We start from the raw sequence: 21052 nt of genomic DNA on the forward strand, positions 1-21052 counted from the left end.
CAGTGGGCGATGACCAGTTGGTTGCCGGGATGGATCTTGGCGATTTGCTCGGTGGCGATGCGGATGTTGGCGCGCTGATTGTCAGCGGTCATCGGTTCACCACGGCGGAGCAGGGCGTTACCGCCCAGAGCTACGACGATACGCATGGTGCATGTCCTTCTAAACAGAGGAATGGCAAACGACTCGATTTCCCTGTCGGAACCGAGATCCCCTGTGGGAGCTAGCCTGCTGGCGATGGCGATCGATCAGTCACCGACGATGGCGACTGACACATTGCAATCGCTAGCAGGCTAGCTCCCACATTTGGAACCGGTTCCTTCAGTGGGAGCTTTATCAGTTACAGATCAGCCAGGGTCGAAACCAGGATCGCCTTGATGGTGTGCATGCGGTTTTCCGCTTGCTCGAAGGCGATGCAGGCTGGCGATTCGAACACGTCGTCGGTTACTTCTATGCCGTTGGCCAGATGCGGATACTGCTCGGCAATCTGTTTGCCAACCTTGGTATCGCTGTTGTGAAACGCCGGCAGGCAGTGCATGAACTTGGTGCGTGGGTTGCCGGTGGCTTTCATCAGTTCGGCGTTGACCTGGTACGGCAGCAGTTGCTGGATACGTTCGGCCCAGGCTTCAACCGGCTCGCCCATCGATACCCAGACGTCGGTGTGGATGAAGTCCACGCCTTTGACTGCGGCTTTCGGGTCTTCGGTAAGGGTGATGCGGGCACCACTTTCTTCAGCGTATTTTTTGCAGCGAGCGACCAGATCATCCAGTGGCCACAGGGCTTTTGGCGCGCAGATGCGCACGTCCATGCCGAGTTTGGCGCCGACCAGCAGCAGCGAGTTGCCCATGTTGTTGCGCGCGTCGCCGAGGTAGGCGTAGCTGATTTCATGGATCGGCTTGTCGGCGTGCTCACGCATGGTCAGCACGTCGGCGATCATCTGAGTCGGGTGATATTCATCGGTCAGACCGTTGAACACCGGCACGCCTGCGAACTTGGCCAGTTCTTCGACGATTTCCTGCTTGAAGCCACGGTATTCGATGGCGTCGTACATGCGACCCAGCACGCGGGCTGTGTCCTTCATGCTTTCCTTGTGGCCGATCTGCGAAGAGTTCGGGTCGATGTAAGTGACGTTGGCGCCTTGGTCATAGGCCGCGACTTCGAATGCGCAACGGGTACGGGTCGACGTTTTTTCGAAGATCAGGGCAATGTTGTTGCCCTTCAGGTGTTGCTGCTCGGTGCCGGTGTATTTGGCACGTTTCAGGTCGCGGGACAGGTCCAGCAGGTAACGCAGCTCACGTGGGGTGTGGTGTTCCAGGCTGAGCAGGTTACGGTTGTGAATGTTAAAAGCCATGATGGATCTCCTTCGGTATCGGTTATCCCCCTGGCCGCGCTGGGTAAGCGGCGGCCAGGGCTCAGAGGTTTAGTAGTCGATTGGGTCGCGGATGATCGGGCAGGTCATGCAGTGGCCGCCGCCACGGCCCCGGCCGAGTTCGCCGGCGCTGATGGTGATGACCTCGATCCCGGCCTTGCGCAGCAGGGTGTTGGTGTAGGTGTTGCGGTCGTAGCCGATGACCACGCCCGGTTCCACTGCCACCACGTTGTTGCCGTCATCCCATTGCTCGCGCTCGGCGGCGAAGCTGTTGCCGCCGGTTTCCACCACGCGCAACGCTTTCAGATTGAGGGCTTTGGCCACGGTGTCGAGGAAGGTGCCTTCTTCGCGGCGGATGTCGATGCCGCCCTGTTTGCTTTCGTCAGGTCGCAGAGTGAAGGCGACGATCTGGTTGACCACTTCCGGGAATATGGTGACGAGGTCGCGGTCGCAGAAGCTGAACACGGTATCCAGGTGCATCGCGGCGCGGGACTTCGGCAGGCCGGCAACGATGACTTTCTCGACGGCTTTGTTCTTGAACAGGTTCAGCGCCAGTTGGCCGATGGCCTGACGGGAAGAGCGTTCGCCCATACCGATCAACACCACGCCGTTACCGATCGGCATCACGTCGCCGCCTTCAAGGGTGGAGCTGCCGTGTTCCTTGTCCGGATCGCCGTACCAGATTTCGAATTCGGCGTTGGTGAACTGCGGGTGGAATTTGTAGATGGCGGCGGCCAGCAGGGTTTCCTGACGGCGTGCCGGCCAGTACATCGGGTTCAGCGTCACGCCACCGTAGATCCAGCAAGTGGTGTCGCGGGTGAACTGGGTGTTCGGCAGCGGCGGCAGAATGAAGCTGGAGTGGCCGAGGAAGTCGCGGAACATCTGGATGGTCTTGCCACCAAAGCTGTCCGGCAGGTCTTCGGCGGAGACGCCGCCAATCAGGAATTCGGCGATGTGTCGCGGCTCCAGGCTCTTCAGCCAGGATTTCACTTCGTTGATCAGGCCCAGGCCCACCGAGTCGGCGGTGACCTTGCGATCAAGAATCCAGTCCAGCGCTTCCGGGATGGCGACGATGTCGGTCAGCAGGTTGTGCATTTCCAGCACATCGATTCCGCGTTCACGCATCTTGGTGACGAAATCGAAGTGGTCACGCTTGGCCTGGGCGACCCACAGGACGTCGTCGAACAGCAGATCATCGCAGTTGTTCGGGGTCAGGCGCTGATGGGCCAGACCAGGGGAGCAAACCATGACTTTGTGCAGTTTGCCGGCTTCGGAATGGACGCCGTACTTAACTTTTTCCGTGGTCATATCAGTGATCCTCCAGAGATAAACATTGAGCAATTACAGAGTCAGGAAGCCGTCGTAGAGACCGTAGGCTGCCACCAGGGCACCCACGACCACTGCGGCGAAAATCAGCTTCTCGACGTTGGTGAAAACCTGTTGTTTGAGTTCGATCTTGGCCTTGGCGAACAGGATCGCGCCGGGCGCATAGAGCAGGGCCGAGAGCAGCAGATACTTGACCCCGCCGGCATACAGCAGCCACACCGCGTAGATCAGGGCGATGCCGCCGATGATCAGATCCTTGCGCCGTTCGGCCACGAAGCCTTCGTAGGTTTCGCCGCGTACCGCGAGCAGCAGGGCATAGGCCGCCGACCACAGGTAAGGCACCAGAATCATCGAGGTGGCGAGGTAGATCAGTGACAGATAAGTGCTGGCCGAGAACAGGGTGATGATCAGGAAAATCTGCACCATCGCGTTGGTCAGCCACAGGGCGTTGACCGGTACGTGGTTGGCGTTTTCCTTGCGCAGAAACTCCGGCATGGTGTGGTCTTTGGCGGCGGCGAACATAATCTCCGCACACAGCAGCACCCACGACAGCAGCGCACCCAGCAGCGAGATGATCAGACCGACGCTGATCAGCACCGCACCCCAGTGACCGACCACGTGTTCAAGCACGGCAGCCATCGACGGGTTCTGCAGTTTGGCCAGTTCCGGTTGGGTCATGATGCCCAGCGACAGCACGTTCACCAGCACCAGAAACAGCAGCACGGTGATGAAGCCGATCACGGTGGCCTTGCCCACGTCCGAGCGTTTTTCTGCACGGGCCGAGAAGATGCTCGCGCCCTCGATGCCGATGAACACCCACACGGTGACCAGCATCATGTTGCGCACCTGGTTCATCACGCTGCCCAGATCCGGGTTTTTTATGCCCCAGATGTCAGCGGTGAAGATGTCCAGTTTGAAAGCGAACACCGCGATCAGCACGAACAGCAGCAGCGGCACGACCTTGGCGACGGTGGTCACCAGGTTAATGAACGCCGCTTCCTTGATCCCGCGCAGCACCAGAAAGTGCACGGCCCACAGCAGTACCGAGGCACCAATCACCGCAGCAACGGTGTTGCCTTCACCGAAAACCGGGAAGAAGTAGCCGAGGGTACTGAAGAGCAGAACGAAGTAACCGACGTTGCCCAGCCATGCACTGATCCAGTAACCCCAGGCGGACGAGAAACCCATGTAATCGCCGAAACCGGCCTTGGCGTAGGCGTAGACACCGCCGTCCAGGTCAGGCTTTCGATTGGCAAGGGTTTGGAAGACAAAAGCGAGGGTGAGCATGCCGACGGCGGTGATGGCCCAGCCGATCAATACCGCGCCGACGTCGGCGCTGGCTGCCATGTTTTGTGGCAAAGAGAATATCCCGCCACCGATCATTGAGCCGACTACCAATGCAACCAGTGCACCTAGTCGTAGTTTTCCGGGAGCTTCAGACATTGCATGACTCCATTGCAGGAGAGAAGAGTTCACAGCGTAGATCTGTTGGCTATTCAAACAGCTGACTTAGATCAGTGCATGGTCACATTCCATTGTTAATGAATGACTTATGAAACGGCTGAAGGCATAAGGCTACTTTCTCAAAGGCCCGTCCTAGAGGCTTTCTTGCTGCGTGGTTGGGAATGCCTATTATTACTTTCGAATTAACACGCTAGTTCTTTTTCAGCTTTTGGCAAATTTTCCACATCTGTTTTCAGTACAGAATTGATTTATTAGGATCAGCGCACAAAACTGTCTTAACGTGCTAGGCGTTAGAGTCATCCGCTATATATAAATGGGCGTTTGTTGGCATTACCTGATAAACGTGATCAGGCTTTAATCGTTTAGTTAATATTGGTTACAAATAAAACTTCACCGCACATCTCAAGGGAGAAATGAATGTCGCAACCGACGCAAAAGCTGCGCCTTGGCGCGTTGATCGCCCTGGTGGTGGGCTCGATGATCGGCGGGGGGATTTTCTCTTTGCCGCAGAACATGGCGGCCCGTGCCGATGCCGGTGCGATCCTGATCGGTTGGGGTATCACGGCGATTGGCATGCTCACCCTCGCGTTTGTCTTTCAGACTCTGGCCAACCGTAAGCCGGAGCTGGATTCCGGGGTCTATGCCTACGCCAAGGCCGGGTTCGGCGACTACATGGGCTTCTCGTCGGCGTGGGGTTACTGGATCAGCGCCTGGCTGGGTAACGTCGGCTATTTCGTTTTGTTGTTCAGCACCCTCGGTTACTTCTTCCCAGTGTTTGGCCAGGGCAATACGCCCATCGCTATTGCCTGCGCTTCGGTGTTGCTGTGGGCCGTGCATTTCCTGGTGCTGCGCGGGATCAAGGAGGCGGCGCTGATCAATCAGTTGACCACCGTGGCCAAGGTGGTGCCGCTGATCATGTTCATCGTCATCGCTGCCGTGGCATTCAAGGCTGATATTTTTACCCGTGACATCTGGGGCGAGAGCAACCCGAATTTCGGCGGGGTGATGGACCAGGTGCGCAACATGATGCTGGTGACAGTGTTCGTGTTCATCGGCATCGAAGGCGCCAGCGTCTACTCGGCCCGTGCGGAGAAACGCAGCGACGTTGGCCGCGCCACGGTGATCGGATTTATCGGGGTGCTGGCGCTGCTGGTGCTGGTCAACGTGCTGTCGCTGGGGATCATGAGCCAGCCGGAACTGGCGAACCTGCAGAACCCGTCGTTGGCGGCGGTGCTGGAGCACATTGTCGGGCCGTGGGGCGCGTTGCTGATCAGCATCGGCCTGGCGATTTCCCTGCTCGGTGCGTTGCTGTCGTGGGCGCTGCTGTGCGCGGAAATCCTCTTCGCCACGGCCAAGGACAAGACCATGCCGGCGTTTCTGAAAAAGGAAAACGCCAACCATGTGCCGGTCAATGCGCTGTGGCTGACCAACGTGATGATTCAGATTTTCCTGTTGATCACGCTGTTTTCCGCCGGCACTTACACCAGCCTGATTTACCTCGCGTCGTCGATGATTCTGGTGCCGTACCTGTGGTCGGCGGCGTATGCGGTGCTGTTGAGCGGGCGCGGTGAAACCTACGAACACGCCTCGGCTGAACGCACCAAGGATCTGCTGATCGGCGGCATCGCCCTGAGTTATGCGGTGTGGCTGTTGTATGCCGGTGGGGTGAAATATCTGCTGTTGTCGGCGTTGCTCTATGCGCCCGGGGTGATCCTGTTTGCCAAGGCCAAACGTGAGCAGGGCGAGCCGTTGTTCACCCATGTCGAGAAAGGCATTTTCGCCTGCGTGGTGGCCGGTGCCGGATTGGCGGCGTATGGCTTGTACAGCGGTTTGCTGTCGCTGTGAGGTTGCATTTGGCGTATCAACCGCCCTATGACTGGCCGGCGATGCTCGGGTTTCTCGCGGCGCGGGCACTGGTGGGGATGGAGGTTGTGGCTGACGGCGTGTACTCGCGCAGCATTGGTTTGAACGGATTGCACGGCACGGTTTCGGTCTGGCCCGGGACGGGCGATGCGCTGGAGGTCGAGCTGGATTTTCCTGATGCGGCGGCGCTGCCGGAAATCGTTATGCGGCTGCGGCGGTTGTTTGATCTGGATGCGGATCTGGCCGCGATGCAGCGGCATCTGGCGCCGCATCCGTTGCTGGCGCGGTTGATCGACGAGCGACCGGGGCTGCGGGTGCCGGGGGCGTGGGATGGTCTGGAACTTGCGTTTCGTGCGGTGCTCGGGCAGCAGATCACGGTTGTCGCGGCAATTCGGCTGGCGGGGAAACTGGTAACGCAGTATGGCGCGGCGGTGCGCTCTTCGGTGCCTGGAATCACTCATGTGTTTCCCGAGGCTGACGTGTTGGCGGTTGCTGATCTGGCGGCACTGGGCATGCCGAAAAGTCGTGGACGGACGCTGTCCGGGGTGGCGCAGGCGTTGCTCGATGATCCTTCATTGTTTGCGCCGGAACGCGAGGGCGGGGTGGCGCGGTTGTTGGCGCTGCACGGGATCGGGGACTGGACGGCGCAGTACATTGCGCTGCGGCAGTTGCGTGATATGGATGGGTTTCCAAATGGCGATGTCGGGTTACTCAAGGCGCTGGAGGTGGTTGACGGTGAGCGGCCGACGGCGCGGGAAATGTTGCTGCGGGCTGAGGCCTGGCGACCTTATCGGGGGTATGCGGCGCAGCTTTTATGGACATCCTTGAGCCGAGTGGATTGATCCGGAATTTGTGTTGGTCGAACTGGCCCTATCGCTGGCAAGCCAGCTCCCACAGTGTCTGTGTCGAATACAAATTTTGTGAACACCACTGAACCTGTGGGAGCTGGCTTGCCAGCGATAGGGCCCTGACAGTGACTACCACTTCGGTCGATGTGAACCCAATTCCGTGGCCGGCAGCGCCCATCGCAACGGCGTGCCTTTGATCTTCACCGGCACCTGTAACCGATGCGCCGGCCCCCACGGTGTCTGCTCGACACGCGTGCTTTGATCCTGCGGATCCTCTGCCCGCAACGCCTCACTCGTTCCCGGCCCGTGTTCGATCAACAGCTTCGCGGTGCGCGCCAATGACAATCGCGCCGAGCCGCCAGCGCTGCTCAGTAACTTGATCGCACTCGCCGCCATCAGATAGCCGGTCGCGTGATCCAGCGCCTGCACCGGCAACGGCGTCGGCTTGTCGGCGTTCTTCCAGCGCTGCCCGGCTTCGGCAATGCCGCTGCTCATCTGCACCAGACTGTCGAAGCCGCGCCGATTCTGCCACGGGCCGCTCCAGCCGTAGGCGTTGAGGCAGACGTCGATCAGCCCCGGCGCCAATTGTCGGCGGCGTTCTGCGCCGAATCCGAGATGTTCCAGAGCGTCGGCGCGGTAGCCATGCAGCAGAATGTCGGTGTCTTTCAGCAAGTTTTCGAACACCGCACGATCCGCCGGATCATGCAGATCCAGCCGCGCACAGCGTTTGCCGAGGGTAACTTCCGGCACCACGCCCGGCTCGTTCCAGGTCGGCGGATCGATGCGCAGCACGTCGGCGCCGAGGCCTGCGAGAAAACGGCTGGCGATGGGGCCAGCGAGCACTCGGGTCAGATCGAGCACTTTGATTCCGGCCAGCGGTTGAGCCGCCGAGCCTGACCACGGCCGGAGTTTCGCTGAATCTTCGAAGCTGAAATCAACCAGCGGCTCGGCATTCACCGCCAGGCCTTGCGGATGCTGCTGCCATTGCGCCCAACTACGCATTTCGGCGGCGCAGCCCTTGGCTTCGACCACCGCTTGTTCCAGATCGGCGCTGGCCCATTGCGCGACTTTTGCCGCCATGGCCGCACGGTCGGCACAGGCGCCGAGTACGTTTTCGGCGGCGGCGCGATGGTGCGGGGCGTTGGTGTGCAGGCGTATCCAGCCGTCCTTCGTTGCGTAGTCGCCGGCCACCGCGTCCCACAGTGGCGGCACTTCCCAGCCAACTGGACGCAGTGAAGTGGCGAACCAGAACGAGGCGAGTCGTCTATCCACTTCAATCGCCGGCAAGTGTCCGGTGCGTTGATTCAACAGTTCGCTGACTGCCTGAGCGGCCGCCGCCATGCTGGCGCAGGCCAGATCAGTCACGGCGAACGCCGAGGGCAGGGCGCCACTGGCGGTGAACGGAATCGGCGTGTGCGGCAAGCCAAGCGCGGCTTGAATGGACGTGAGCAAATCAGTCATCGAAGGCCCTCCGGAACGAGAGGACGAGGATAGAGCAAAAGATCATCGAGTCCGATGAAATTCCCGAACAACGAACACTTCCCCTGTGGGAGCTGGCTTGCCAGCGATAGCGGAGTGTCAGTCAAAAAATGATCAACTGATCCACCGCCATCGCTGGCAAGCCAGCTCCCACAGGGATTGGGGATGTTGCGTTATACGCGGAACTGATCCATCAATTTCATCTGCTGGCTGGCCAGTGCATTGAGCTGGCTGCTGATCGCTGCCGATTCGGTGGCTTGTTCGGTCAATGTTTCGGTCACAGTGCGAATCGCCGAGACGTTGCGGTTGACCTCTTCGGCCACAGCGCTTTGCTGTTCGGCGGCGCTGGCGATTTGCAGGTTCATGTCGCTGATCACAGTCACCGCGTCGCTGATCTTGCCCAGAGCATCCACGGCCTGACGGATTTGCCCGGCGTTGTTATGCGCCTGGGTCTGGCTCGAATGCATGGTCGCGACCACGCCACGGGTGCCGGTCTGGATGCGCTCGATGACCACGCGAATTTCTTCCACCGAATCCTGCGTGCGTTTGGCCAGATTACGCACCTCGTCGGCCACTACCGCAAAACCACGTCCACTCTCACCGGCACGGGCCGCTTCGATGGCGGCGTTGAGCGCCAGCAGGTTGGTCTGCTCAGCGATGCTGCGGATCACTTCCAGCACCGAGCCGATCTGCTCGCTGTTGACCGCCAGTGCTTCGACTTCGGTCACAGCCTTGCTGACTTCATCGGCCAGTTGATTGATGTCGCGGGTGCTGCGCTCGATGATCGACATGCCTTCCTTCGCCGACTGATCGGCACCCTTGGCGGCGTTGGCCGCGTTCGAGGCGCTGTTGGCGACGTCGTGGGCAGTGGCGCTCATTTCGTTGGACGCGGTGGCAACCTGATCGATCTCGCGGAACTGCACCTGCATGCCTTCGCTGGTCTGGCGGGCGATTTCCGAAGACTGGTCGGCGGTGCCACGGGCCTCGGTGATGCTCTGCTTGATCTGCGCGATGGTCGGTTGCAGCTTGTCGAGGAAACGGTTGAACCAGTTCACCAGTTCGCCGAGTTCATCCTTCTTCGTGTAGTTCAGACGCTGGGTCAGATCGCCTTCGCCGCTGGCGATATTTTTCAGCATCTCGGCGACGCTGTTGATCGGCCGAGTGACGCCCGAAGCCGTGAGCCAGATCAGCAACAGGCCCACCAGACCGGCGACTACAGCCACCAGCAATGCAGTGAGAACACCGGTTTCCTGAGCATCGTCGAGCACCGTTTGCAGTTTGACCGAATCGGCCAGCAGCACTTGTTTCGGCAGGTCGATGACCACGCCCCACGCCCGCGAGTTGCCAATCGGATCGACCGGGTACACGGCGCGGATCAGGTCGCCCTGTTCGAGAATCTTCGGTGTGCCACTGCTCAGCAGTTGCAGGACGTCTTTGCCGTCAGCTCCGAGGGTGTCGCTGATTTTCTTGCCGACCTTGGTCGCGTCGGAACTGTCGGCCCCGAGTACGCCGCTGCCGGAAACGATGAGCATATGCCCGGCGCTGTTGAACAGATCACGCTGGGAGTCCACCGCTGCCGCTTGCAGGGCGTCGAGTGCGATGTCGACACCGACCACGCCGATGGTTTTGCCGTCGACGATCAACGGCACGGAAATGGTGGTCATCAACATTTCCTTGGTGCCCACGGTGTCGGCATACGGATCGAGCAGGCAGGTGCGCTTGTTGTCGCGAGGGCAGGTGTACCAGCTGTTGTACGGCGTACCGCTGACGCTGAGGGTGGTTTTGGTCATGTCCTCTTCGACCATGATCGTGTTCAGCGCCGAACCGGCAGCACGACTCCAATAGGTCGCGAAGCGCCCGACTTCGTTGGACTGGCGTGCAGCGTCATTGATGAACTCGCTGTCCTTGCCGTCCAGCCCGTTGGGCTCAAAGGCGAGCCAGATGCCGAGCACTTTGTCGTTGCGCTCGAAGGCGGTTTTCAGACTCTGGTTCAACTCTTCGCGCACCGCGCCAGCGTCCAGCGAACGCTTGGCGGCCATCACGCGCATGTCCTTGATCTGATCCGCCAGGGCGGTGATCACCAACAGGCTTTCGCCGAAGGTTTTCTGCACCCGCACGGCTTGCTCGGCAGCTTTGGCCTGCAACAGGTTCTGCACACTGACGGTGAGCATCTTGCTGCTGGAGGTGCTGACCAGTTCGTCGTTCTGGTTGGTCTGGTAAATGTTGATGCCAACGATCAGCGCGACTACGCCGAGCAGGCACAGGCCGGACAGCAGAACGATTTTCAGGCGAATGGAAAGAGAGTCGAACATGGGGCGATCTCGCGAATGAATAAACGGGTGGCTTGCGGATATGAACTATCCGGTTCGCCAAATCCATTCAGCGCCATTCAAAGGCATCGGCGTGGGGCGCAGCGGCATGAGGCGGGTACCGACGAACGGTAGTGGGTAAACGTTTGCGCAGGGGAATGTGCTGAAAAAGGGATTAATTACAGGGATGTTTCAGTGATGAAACAACCAAAGGAATCGGCTGGAGAGCGCTTTTGTGGCGAGGGGATTTATCCCCGTTGGGCTGCGTAGCGGCCCCAAACCAGACAATTGCGATTTGACTGAACTACCGCGTCGAATGAATTCACGACTGCTTCGCAGCCGAACGGGGATAAATCCCCTCGCCACAGGAGTCGGTGTGATCTCAGGTTGTTAGGGCTTCGGGGCGTGACCAGATCCACAGGTTGCCCATCAGCATCCCGCCAATCGCCAGATAAATCGGCCAGCCGTGATCGAGCATCACCAGCATCAACGTTGCACACAGCAGCATGCTGACCGTGGCGCTGACCTTGGCTTTGCGCGCAATGATCTTGCCGTTGCGCCAGTTGCTGAGGATCGGGCCGAACAGGCGATGGTTTTCCAGCCAGGCACTCAGGCGCGGCGAACTGCGGGTGGCGGCCCAGGCGGCGAGCAGGATGAACTCGGTGGTCGGCAGGCCGGGCACGACGATGGCGATCAGGCCAATGCCGAGGCTGACGTAGGCCAGCAGACCGAACAGCAGGCGGGCGAGTTTCGAGGAGGCTGGTTGCGGCATGGGCTCGGGGGAATGCGTGAGGCGAAACGGCAATCTTACAGACTTGTGCAGTTCCCTGTGGGAGCTAGCCTGCTAGCGATGGCGGGTCAGACAATATAGATGTCGACTGATACACCGCCATCGCCAGCAGGCTAGCTCCCACAAGGGGATTTGTGTTGCTGATCAGGCCAGTTCGGCTTCGGTGGCGTAAGCCTGTTCCAGCAACACGGTGAAACGGTTGAACGCATCCACGGCACCTTGCTCTGCTTCAGCTTCTTCCTCGGCGCTGAATTGCAGCGAGTCGAGGGTCTTGATGAAGCTTTTCCAGCCTTCGGCGCGGCCACCTTCAGGTTCACCCAGGTGACGGGCGCCGAAGCTGTCGCTGAGGTCCAGCGCCACAGCGCGCTTGATCAGGAATGCAGCGCCGAGCTTGGAACCTTCGGAGACGAAGATCCAGCCCAGAGCACGAGCCCTGCTCGGGTTTTTCAAGGCGCCGGCAACCGGTGCCGGGATTTCGGTTTCCAGGTCGGCGAGGTCAGCCTTGGCCGCATCGGCGCGGCAACGAGCCGGCAAGTCAGGCACGATCGCGGTCAGTTCGGCATCGTTGTACAGATCAACCAGTTCCGACTGGAACAGATACTGCGCGACGACGAAGCGAGCGAAATTGGCGCGGGTCTCGAACGGCGCATGAGCTTTGACCAGCGCGTCGAGTTTGCTGTGCGGCTCGTTGGTGATCTGATTCAAGCGTTGCGAACGCAGGGCAGGGCGTTGTGCGGTGTCTTGAGCGGTCATGGGAAATCCTTGAGAAAAAGTGGCGCTTGGTAACGAGACGAACAAGAAGACGCCTGAGCGTAAAAAAACCTCACTGCGCGTCATGCACAAACGCGCAGCGAGGTTGGCCGGATCAGATGTCCCAGATCAGGTTGATCGCGAAGTTGCGACCCGGCTGAGTCAGGCGGTCCATGTTGGCCGGGCTGATGACCGAAGCTTCGCCGACGCCGTCGTAACCGCGCACGTCGTCCCACAGCCAGTATTTCTTGTCGGTCAGGTTGTAAACTCCGCCGCTGACGGTGACGTCGTCGGTGACTTTGTAGTAACCGGCCAGATCCAGAATGCCGAAGCCCGGCGACTTGAACTGGCTGCTGACGCCGTCCGGCGACTTGAATTGAGTGTCGTCGACACGGTCCTTTTTCTTCACTACGGTCCAGCTCAGCAGGCCGCCGTAGTTGTCCTGGTCGTAACCGAGATCGAACACGCCGGTCAGCGGGTTGACGCTGTTCAGCGGCTCGCCGCTGTCGTTGTTGCGACCGTAGGCGTAGGCAATCGAGCCTTGGGTGTACAGGCCTTGTGGCGCACCGAACGAATCGAGGTTCAGACGACCTTTGACTTCGGCGCCCTTGATGGTTGCGTGCTTGATGTTGCTCGACTGGAAGGTCAGCTCGCTGTAGCCCGGGGTGACCGCATCTTCGTTGATGAAATCGCGGTACTTGTTATAGAACACCGCCACATCGAACGAGCCGGACTCGAAGTTGCCACGCAGACCGGTTTCATAGCTTTTGCTTTTTTCCGGTTCCAGGTCCGGGTTCGGCGCCACGTTGTAGCCGGTGGTGGCGTTCTCGAAGCGACCGTACAGCGCTTTGGCGGTCGGGGTGCGGAAGCCTTCGGCGTACTGACCGTACCAGGTGTAGTTGTCGTTGAACGCGTAGGTCAGGCCGAATTTCGGCGAGACTTTGTGCCAGGTCTTGTTCTCGTCGCTGACCGTGCCTTTGCCGTCAGCCGCCACGGTATTGAGGAATTCCTGAGTGATGTGCGGCTTGAGCTGGGTGTAGTCGTAGCGCAGGCCCGGCAGGAAGGTCCAGTTGTTCCAGCTGATCTGGTCCTGGGCGAACAGGCTGTAGGTATTGATGGTCGGGTCCGGGAAATCGCTGGACTTCTTCAGCACGTCGGCAGCGCTGGTCGCGCCAATGGCGGTGCAGCCACGGCCGACCGCCAGGCACTTGCCGTCGCCGCTGCGCGAGCCGGTGACTTTCTGCTGCTTGATGGTGGTGCCGTAAGTCAGGACGTGATCGGTGTCACCGATGGCAAACGCTTTGTCCAGTTGTGCGTCGAACACCCACTGTTTTTCTTCATAAATAGTGTCGCGGGTACGCAACACTTTGCGGGACATCGGGTAGTAGAACTCTTCGGTGCTCTGATCGGTTTTGGCGATCTGGTGGTTGAGGGTCCACTTCACGTTATCCGCCAGCAGGCTGTCGAGCGCAAAGGTGTGCTCCAGGCCGAAACGCTCACGGGTGATGGTGTCGTTGCCGGTACGCCACTGGTACATGCCGCCGGGCAGCACGCTGTCGGGGATGGTCGGGGCACCTGCGAAGTAAGGACCGCCGTAGGCGCTTTTCTGATCGGTGTCGCGATCATCCTTGTACTTTTCGTAGGTCAGGCCCAGACGCGAATCTTCGTTGTAGTTCCAGCCGATCTTGGCCAGCACGTTGGTCGCCTTGACGTCTTCCGGGTTGGCGGCGGTGCGCTCAAGGCCGGTGCCGTTGTTGCTGCCGTAGGAATCGGTTTCATGGCCGTCACGCTGGCTGTAATGCAGCAAGCCGTCGAACTGCTCGGCACGGCCGGCAACGGTGGCGGACTTCAGCCAGCTGTCATCGGCCGAGCTGTAACCGGTTTTCAGGCGGGCGCCGACGTCTTTGCCGGGTTTGATGATGTCGTCCGGATCGAGGGTGTAGTAGCTGACCGCGCCGCCGATGGCGTTGCTGCCGTACAGCACCGAGGCCGGGCCACGGAGGATTTCCACGCGTTTGACGATTTCCGGGTCAACGTAATTGCGTTGAGTCTTGGCGTACGGGCCGTTGAAGAAACCGTCCGGCACTTCCACGCCGTCAACCTGGGTCAGGATGCGGTCGCCGTCGATACCACGGATGTTGTAGCCGCTGATGCCGCCACGCTGACCGGCACCGCCAACCGACACACCCGGCTCGTAGCGCACCAGATCCTTGATGGTGTTGACGTTGTTGCGATCCAGATCCTGACGGGTCTGCACGGTGACGGTCGCTGGAACGCTGTTTACCGACTGTTCCTGGCGAGTGGCGCTGATGGTCACCTGATCCAGATTCAACGCGCCGCTGTTTTTGCGTTTCTCCAGCACCACGTTGTTGTTGCTCAGCTTGCGGAAGCTCAGGTTGGTCCCCACCAACAGACGCTCCAGCGCTTTCTCCGGTGGCAGCGAACCGCGCACGCCCGGCGAAGATACGTTCTGACCCAGTTCCGCCGGCAAGCCGACCTGCCAGCCGGTCACGGCGGTGAAGGCATTGAGTGCCGACACCAGCGGCTGCTGACCGATGGCGAACGAGTAATCACCCATGTTGCGTGCCGGTTGCTCGGTGGCAGCCAGCAACGGTGCAGTGCCGGCCATCAGGATGGCAGCGGTCAGCAGCGACAATACGCGGGAAGGGTTGGAAGTCTGGCGGGTAAGGCGTGAGGACATCGATAGCGCTCCGTGTCGCACGAATCTTTATAGGTGCTGATTCGCGTCAGGAGATGCGAATCAATTGCATTGGCTATAACGAGACGTACCGGCTTCGGCTATCGAGTAAAAATAATTCTCATTTAGTTCAAGATCACCAGCGCGGGGAATTCCTGCAGGCGCGCCGAGGTGATGTGGGCGAGGGAGCGCACCACGTCCAGCGGCTGATCGAGGCGGTAGTTGCCGGTGACGGCGACATCGGCCAATTGCTCATTGGTGTTGATGATCCAGCCCGGATAGTAGCGGCGCAGTTCAGCCAGCACCTGATTCAGCGGACAATTTTCGAACACCAGTCGACCCTGGACCCAGGCCAGATCGGTGGCGGCATCGAGTTTGGCCGGACGGTCGAAACCGTTGGGGCCGATGCGGATGCTTTCCCCGGCGGAAAGGCGTACCCGGGCATCGTTATGAGTGGCGCGCAGATCGACATCGCCACGCTGCACATTGACCTGCGCCACGCCGTCCAGATAACGCACGGCGAACGCAGTGTCGCGCACGCTGGCGGTGACCGGGCCGGCATCGATTTCCAGCGGCTGCCCGCGATTGGCGCCGACCTCGAAAAACGCCTCACCCTGATACAGGCGCGCAACCCGCTGTTGGTCGTTGATGGTGCTGGAAAACGCCGAGTTGGTATTCAGCAGGACTTTCGAGCCGTCCTCCAGTTGCAGGCGCTGGCGCTCGCCGACCACGGTCAGGTGATCGGCCTGAATCCGCATTGGCAGATTGCTGAAACTGAACAAGCCAAGAAGCACAATCGCCGCCGTCGCCAGTGGTTTCCAGTGCGGACGCAGGCGCGAAAGGAAGGTGACTTTGGCCGGTTTGCTGGCGAGGCTTTGTGCGCATTGGGCGATCTGCGGGCCGTCCCAGATAGCCTGGGCCTTGGCGAAGGCTTCGGCATTCAACGGATCAGCCGCCAGCCACGCATGAAATTGCCGGGTCTGCTCTTCATCCGGACTGCCGAGCACGATGAGCCAGTCCAGAGCCTGGTCCATTGCGCTTGCGGCGTCCTGCGCCGACGGCGGCGAAGGAGGGCGGTGGGTGTCCGTCACGGTGTTTCCTCGGCAGTGTCTGTGCACGGCTGCTTTATTCAGTGAAGCGTAAAAGTCGGGCAAGGGTAACAAAGCCCGATGATCAGTGCAGTCGATCCTCGCGCTTACAGAAAAATCCTACGGCATCAGTCGCCATTCAAACGTTCAGCAACACCGATGCAGATCGACATGATGAGCTTGAGTTCTTTCTGCACGGTACTGAGGGAGACGTTCAGCTCGTCGGCGATTTCCTGATAGCTGTGCCCGTGCAGGCGGCTGAGGATGAAAATCTGCTGCTGGCGGGAGCTGAGTTCACTGAGGCTCACGTTCAGGCGCTCCAGCATTTGTTCAGCATGGGCAGCGTCTTCGGCGCTGCTGGCGGGGGCGGCGATGCTGTGCACGATTTCCTGCGGCACATCATCGACCATCGTTCGCGAATGGATCTTGCGCGCACGCAAATGATCGAGCGCCAGATTGCGCGCGGTCTGGAACACAAAGGGTTCAAGGTGATCGATGGCCCGCTCGCTCAACGCCCGCGTGACGCGCAGGTAGGTTTCCTGCAACAGGTCTTCAGCGGTGCTGTGATTGTTGACCATCCGTTCCAGCGTACGCAGCAGCGAAGTGCGCTGAGTGAGGAAGACGTGGTTGAAGCGCGATTGACTCACGGGAGAACCTGATCCATTTCGAGCGAATGATAATGCTTATCATCTAGTCGAATGGTCAAGCGCTGATTTCAAATTGAAATCAAAACCTGTGGGTGTAAGCGCGCGCCGCATTTGGCACCGTGCGACGCCGTACTTGGCACTGCCAACAGTTCCTGCGCGAATTCATTTAGCGCTTCATTTGGCACCGAGGCCCGCCCTGCATCCAGTGCGACCGCATAATTGAAATGCTAAGCAATCGAATTCGATGCGCTCTCCGGCCAAGGGAATTCCGCTTGAATGGCTTTGAAGCGGACAACACCTTCAGCCCGTATAGCCTCCCATCCGTCCTCACCCATTAGCTGCATGCGCTGGGCCTCAGCAAAGTATCGATCAGATCCCGTCAAAGGCTCTGCATAGGCGCGTAGACGCACCGCTTCGACCTCTTCTTTTGTCGTTGGCGGCACCTCTGGAAGTAGAGGGGGCGAGGTGCTCAGGGAGTTATTGACCACCCAACGCAAAGCGCTCTGCCTTTCCCATTGTGACTCGGTCACTTTTAATACGCTCATTGCGCCTGTAGGTGATGCGTAGCTGAACTGGTCAGCGTCCTGCCACTGTAAAACTTCGCCGGTTGCCTTGTTGTACAAAACTTGTTTAGTCATAAAATCACCATTCAATCAGGACTAGGCCTGCAACCCCAGAAGATCCGTTGCCGCCACTAGTGGTCGTCGCTTGGTATGAACCACCACCGCCACCTCCACCGCTACCGGCACCATAAGCAGCCCCAGCATTGGACCCCATTGAGCCTCCTCTAACGCGGGAAGCACCGGAGCCAAAATAAGTGCCAGCCCCAGCACCACCACCGGCACCGGCTGCACCATCATCACCCGTACCACCAGATGGATATCCAGGCCCACCACCACCGCCAGCACCGACAGTAGCGCTATAAACCCCACCGAAACCGCCAGCACCGCCATACAGGGTTACAAGCGTGCCTATGACTGTGTTTCCACCAGCACTTCCGTCATACCCGTATGCGTTGCCAACTCCAGGAACGCCACCAGTGCCGGCCGCACCACCCGCACCAATAACAATGGGTATTACCTGCTTTGGAGTTACCACATAGGCTTCTCTGATGACTGACTGGCCAGCCCCGCCGCCGCCGCCGCCACCTGATCTTGCATTACCAGCAACGGACGAGCCTGCTGCGCCGCCGCCGCCACCACCCCCAGCAACTGCTGTTATCCATATCTGGGTAACGCCGTCCGGGACGACAAATGAGCCACTGCTCGTAAGCTTCCGGTAATTACTCAGAACTTGACTAAGCGGAACAGCATGCTGAGGCTTGGTTGCAACGGGAACTTGAGGGCTCCCACCGGTACAACTCAACAGCACCCAGCTATCCAGACTGGCTGACCAGATGACTGTGCATATCCCGCTAGCGGATATCTCAGCACCCTGAAGAGCTGCCTGTGCCAGCCCGACAATTGGCTTTGCAGGCATGCCATTTGGGGAGAACGTGCTGGGGCCGGAGTTCGATGCTTTTGCCTTAAACCGCAAAACCATTCCATCGGCCATGGATATGACTGCCGGGGAATAAACAACGGCATAGGAGTTTGTAGTGCCGCTATCCAGCGCAAATGCGCTGGCGCCTTGCCGAATAATCGTGCGCAACGCTTCAAGAACCTGATCGTCTTTATCAGGATCAAGTGCCAAGCCAGCTCCTTGCACGACGGCAACTAATTCGCGCTGCACGGCGTTTAGCCAAGGCACCATTATTTGCGTGGCATCTACGCCAGCGCCAGGGTTGCCAACAGTGAACTCACCAGCCGCATTCGCGGAACTGGTGCTTTGCCCGATTTTCTGCATCAGTGGTCTCCGTAACCGAACAGTAAAATGGATTCGGCGGGCTGCATCTGAGACAGCCTGCATTCGAGGGATTTATTGCCCCAAGCCGCCACAGGATCGCCCGCTCTGGCGATCCCTGCTCGGGCATAGGTGATGGACTCAGCCGGTGCGTTGACGCGCCAGGTGAAGGCCCAGTCCCCGCCATAGACGGGATCGCCTGCTCTAGCGATGCCCGCTCGGGGCGGGCGGAATGTGGTGATAGTGATGTCGTAGCCAAGGCTTTTGGCGAGGGAGATAAAGAACGCTTTGCTCTGCCCACCTCGCCACTTAAGTTTGCTGACCACGGCCTGTACACGCTGACTGCCTGACTGAGGCACGCCGATCAGACAGGGATCAGGTAAGCCCAACACTCTTTCCCAATCGGTTAACGCTTCTCCTGAGTCGGGGAAAATGGCCCTGTACACCAGATCTGCACTCGACTCACTAAGCGTCAAGGCATTGGCTTCCGCTTCAAGCGCAGCCGACAGTCTAGGTGCAGCGCCGTCGTAAGAAACTGGCGGCAGCAGCAGCTTTAATTGATCAGAAAGACTGCTCATTCCAGCAGCCCCAAAGTCAGTGTTCCCGGCCGAATCCAGCCGATCAGGGTTGGATCTTCCGACGGGTTAACGTTGGCAACAGGCGTTGTGACCGAGCGATCCACAACTCCTGCAAGGTTGTTGATCATGGCCTCAATTTGCGAGCGTTTCAGCATCTCGCGAGGCTTTAGCGCCCCCAGCAGGGCGTCGTAAGCTGCCTGTGCGGCAATCTGTACATCTGCAAGTAAATAGCCGCTCGCTAACTCAACTTTTGCGGTGGAGTGGACGACACGAATAGTCGGGACATACACCCATACATCGGCGATAACAGAACACTGGTCTAGAACATATTCCAGGCATTCAGCTACGACCTCAGCCGAAGGAAGTCCGCTGCCCGACGTAATGACCAAATCGACCGTACCCGCGCCTCGGCGCTTGGGTAGCGGCAGCACATCGGTAACGCCATCGACCTCCTTGGCCCAGCGGACGTAGTCGTAAACCGCGCCGCCTGCGGGTGGTTTTTGCATGATTTCCAGAAGCCTGGCCAAGACAGATTCGACTTTCTCCTGGTCAAGCCCTCCTATGGTCTCTCCAACAAGAGCGGCGGTCGAATCCATGCCCAGTGGCGGGCTGGTGATGATCAGTTCGCCGGTCAGTTCGTTGAGTGCGCTGCCATGCGTTTGCGCCTTGATGACAACGGTGCCGGTGCCATCAGGCCCGAGGGTGGCGTCGGACTGTGTGATGAACGTTTCTCCGGAGACAACATGCCGCATGGTTGCGCCAATCAGCAGCGTTACTCCGGCTGTTCCTTTCAGTGCAACGGTGCCAGTTGCCGCGACCTGGTCTTTACGTGGAACGCCACGGATAGCAGCCGCGTGTATAACTTCGTCTTCATCTGCGGTGTCGGGGAAAATCTGGCGGAACACCCATCCGATTTTTTGATAAAGCCCCTCAATTGCTGCCGCCGTGACTGCCGAGCGGACGTAGTTGTCGCTGTCGGTGCCGATATCGGCTTCGGCCTGAAGGTTGCGGATGTCCCGCAGGATATTGCCGAGAATGACCTCCAGCGATGGAGAGGAATAAGGCATATCAAATCACCCTTACAGGTTGACGAAACACCTGCGGATTGCCGGTGGCGTCAATGATGTCGATTTGTAGGTCAAGCCAGCCGTTGTGGGACTGCTCAATAGTGATGGCGATCTTCTTGGCACGGCCGTCATCGAGCAGCGGTTGGAGCGCCTGCCCGGCGTATTGCTTGGCAAGAATGCCAACCCTAGGACGGTCTTTTTCGCGACGAAGTTCGTGCAGCCGGGAGCCCAACGTGGGGTCAGCCCACCAAGTTCCGAGGGGAGTCATGAGGCGGATGTAGACGGCGTTTGCCAGCGTATTTATACGCTGGCCCGTCAAGTCGCCAGTGTTTGAGTTTATGCCTGCGTCCATAAGCAGCATGGTGCAGGCTGAATTGCAGGGTGAGAGTTTCGGGGGAGTACAAGATTTATTCAGTTACGAACGTACTTCTCGCCCGCTAGCTGGCATTGATATTCAGACAGTTCACGTAGATGTTTGTAGGTAGCCCACCACTCACTATCAGGCGCTACCAGAGAAGGCATGCCCGACATTTTTTGGTCGGCGAGCAGACCAATAACGTCTTCACCATCAGTGATAGCCCACGCTGCGACCCTGAGCACGATTTCCCCCTCTTCGGTGTCGCCTACATAAAACCAGTCAGTACAAGGAATAATTTGCTTAACGTTCACTTTTAAGCTCCGTGGATGTGTGGAATTGATAATAAAAGATTCGTGAATCAGTAAGCCTCATCGCGCTGCCGAATTGAATGCTATTGTCTAATTTCAGTCAGGTGAGGCAGACCCTATGGTTACGGCGATAATGGCTAAAAACTGCAAAAACATGACATTCACAAATGGTCACATAGAGGGTATGGATATCGGTTTAGATCTGTCAGATTCAGACGACATAAAGATGGAAAATGTCCACTTCAGCGCCACTAATGTCGCTGTGGCTGGT

The 21052-nt window shown here is 59.0% G+C and carries 18 protein-coding genes and 2 pseudogenes; 2 read left to right on the plus strand and 18 right to left on the minus strand.

Annotated elements, in window-relative coordinates; all coding sequences use genetic code 11:
• From ACIOZM_RS14930 to arcD (ACIOZM_RS14945), 4 genes and pseudogenes are all read right to left on the minus strand, one after another.
• A pseudogene (locus ACIOZM_RS14930) lies at positions 1-146 on the minus strand (carbamate kinase); the annotation flags it as partial.
• Positions 147-337: 191 nt separating this feature from the next.
• Complete coding sequence (locus tag ACIOZM_RS14935; protein ID WP_401215085.1) at positions 338-1348, minus strand: ornithine carbamoyltransferase; 1011 nt, start codon at positions 1346-1348, stop codon at positions 338-340.
• A 69-nt stretch (positions 1349-1417) separates the two neighbouring features.
• Positions 1418-2674, minus strand: a complete 1257-nt coding sequence (arcA, locus tag ACIOZM_RS14940) for an arginine deiminase (RefSeq protein WP_401215087.1) — start codon at positions 2672-2674, stop codon at positions 1418-1420.
• Between the two features lie 33 nt (positions 2675-2707).
• Positions 2708-4135, minus strand: a complete 1428-nt coding sequence (gene arcD, locus ACIOZM_RS14945) for an arginine-ornithine antiporter (RefSeq protein WP_401215089.1) — start codon at positions 4133-4135, stop codon at positions 2708-2710.
• 438 nt (positions 4136-4573) lie between these two features.
• Here arcD (ACIOZM_RS14945) and arcD (ACIOZM_RS14950) point away from each other — a divergent pair, with 438 nt between their 5' ends.
• Together arcD (ACIOZM_RS14950) and ACIOZM_RS14955 are read left to right on the plus strand one after the other, a co-directional pair.
• Positions 4574-6001 (plus strand): arginine-ornithine antiporter, encoded by a 1428-nt coding sequence (gene arcD / locus ACIOZM_RS14950; RefSeq protein ID WP_401215092.1) that lies wholly within the window; start codon positions 4574-4576, stop codon positions 5999-6001.
• Entirely contained in the window at positions 5998-6861 is an 864-nt protein-coding gene (locus tag ACIOZM_RS14955) for a DNA-3-methyladenine glycosylase family protein (RefSeq protein ID WP_401215094.1), read from the plus strand. The genes arcD (ACIOZM_RS14950) and ACIOZM_RS14955 overlap by 4 nt, the downstream gene beginning before the upstream one ends.
• Before the next feature lie 135 nt (positions 6862-6996).
• Here ACIOZM_RS14955 and ACIOZM_RS14960 read toward each other — a convergent pair whose 3' ends face one another.
• The 14 genes and pseudogenes from ACIOZM_RS14960 to ACIOZM_RS15025 all read right to left on the minus strand — a co-directional run bounded on the left by ACIOZM_RS14960 (position 6997) and on the right by ACIOZM_RS15025 (position 20784).
• Positions 6997-8328, minus strand: a complete 1332-nt coding sequence (locus ACIOZM_RS14960; RefSeq protein WP_401215096.1) for a CoA transferase — start codon at positions 8326-8328, stop codon at positions 6997-6999.
• A gap of 191 nt (positions 8329-8519) precedes the next feature.
• Positions 8520-9275: a methyl-accepting chemotaxis protein gene (locus ACIOZM_RS14965; RefSeq protein WP_401215322.1), complete on the minus strand. Its 756-nt coding sequence runs from the start codon at positions 9273-9275 to the stop codon at positions 8520-8522.
• Between the two features lie 150 nt (positions 9276-9425).
• A pseudogene (locus tag ACIOZM_RS14970) lies at positions 9426-10658 on the minus strand (chemotaxis protein); the annotation flags it as partial.
• Between the two features lie 379 nt (positions 10659-11037).
• Positions 11038-11427 carry a YbaN family protein gene (locus ACIOZM_RS14975; RefSeq protein ID WP_401215097.1) on the minus strand — a complete coding sequence of 130 codons (390 nt, stop codon included), beginning with the start codon at positions 11425-11427 and terminating at the stop codon, positions 11038-11040.
• Positions 11428-11589: 162 nt separating this feature from the next.
• Entirely contained in the window at positions 11590-12198 is a 609-nt protein-coding gene (locus tag ACIOZM_RS14980; RefSeq protein WP_401215099.1) for a biliverdin-producing heme oxygenase, read from the minus strand.
• A gap of 112 nt (positions 12199-12310) precedes the next feature.
• Positions 12311-14896 carry a TonB-dependent receptor gene (locus ACIOZM_RS14985; RefSeq protein WP_401215102.1) on the minus strand — a complete coding sequence of 862 codons (2586 nt, stop codon included), beginning with the start codon at positions 14894-14896 and terminating at the stop codon, positions 12311-12313.
• A gap of 122 nt (positions 14897-15018) precedes the next feature.
• Positions 15019-15984 (minus strand): FecR family protein, encoded by a 966-nt coding sequence (locus ACIOZM_RS14990; RefSeq protein ID WP_401215104.1) that lies wholly within the window; start codon positions 15982-15984, stop codon positions 15019-15021.
• Between the two features lie 125 nt (positions 15985-16109).
• Positions 16110-16628, minus strand: a complete 519-nt coding sequence (locus ACIOZM_RS14995; RefSeq protein ID WP_401215106.1) for an RNA polymerase sigma factor — start codon at positions 16626-16628, stop codon at positions 16110-16112.
• Positions 16629-16855: 227 nt separating this feature from the next.
• Positions 16856-17266, minus strand: coding sequence for a hypothetical protein (locus tag ACIOZM_RS15000; protein WP_401215108.1), 411 nt, complete (start codon positions 17264-17266; stop codon positions 16856-16858).
• 21 nt (positions 17267-17287) lie between these two features.
• Positions 17288-17581 carry a hypothetical protein gene (locus tag ACIOZM_RS15005; RefSeq protein WP_401215110.1) on the minus strand — a complete coding sequence of 98 codons (294 nt, stop codon included), beginning with the start codon at positions 17579-17581 and terminating at the stop codon, positions 17288-17290.
• An 891-nt stretch (positions 17582-18472) separates the two neighbouring features.
• On the minus strand, positions 18473-19048 hold the full coding sequence (locus tag ACIOZM_RS15010; RefSeq protein ID WP_401215112.1) for a YmfQ family protein: 576 nt from the start codon (positions 19046-19048) through the stop codon (positions 18473-18475).
• Positions 19045-20115, minus strand: a complete 1071-nt coding sequence (locus ACIOZM_RS15015) for a baseplate J/gp47 family protein (protein WP_401215115.1) — start codon at positions 20113-20115, stop codon at positions 19045-19047. The genes ACIOZM_RS15010 and ACIOZM_RS15015 overlap by 4 nt, the downstream gene beginning before the upstream one ends.
• A 1-nt stretch (position 20116) precedes the next feature.
• Positions 20117-20476: a phage GP46 family protein gene (locus ACIOZM_RS15020; RefSeq protein WP_401215116.1), complete on the minus strand. Its 360-nt coding sequence runs from the start codon at positions 20474-20476 to the stop codon at positions 20117-20119.
• Positions 20477-20526: 50 nt separating this feature from the next.
• Positions 20527-20784: a hypothetical protein gene (locus ACIOZM_RS15025; protein ID WP_401215118.1), complete on the minus strand. Its 258-nt coding sequence runs from the start codon at positions 20782-20784 to the stop codon at positions 20527-20529.
• Positions 20785-21052: the final 268 nt, after the last annotated feature.

It is taken from the genome of Pseudomonas sp. NPDC087346, assembly GCF_044744235.1.
Lineage (GTDB): Bacteria > Pseudomonadota > Gammaproteobacteria > Pseudomonadales > Pseudomonadaceae > Aquipseudomonas.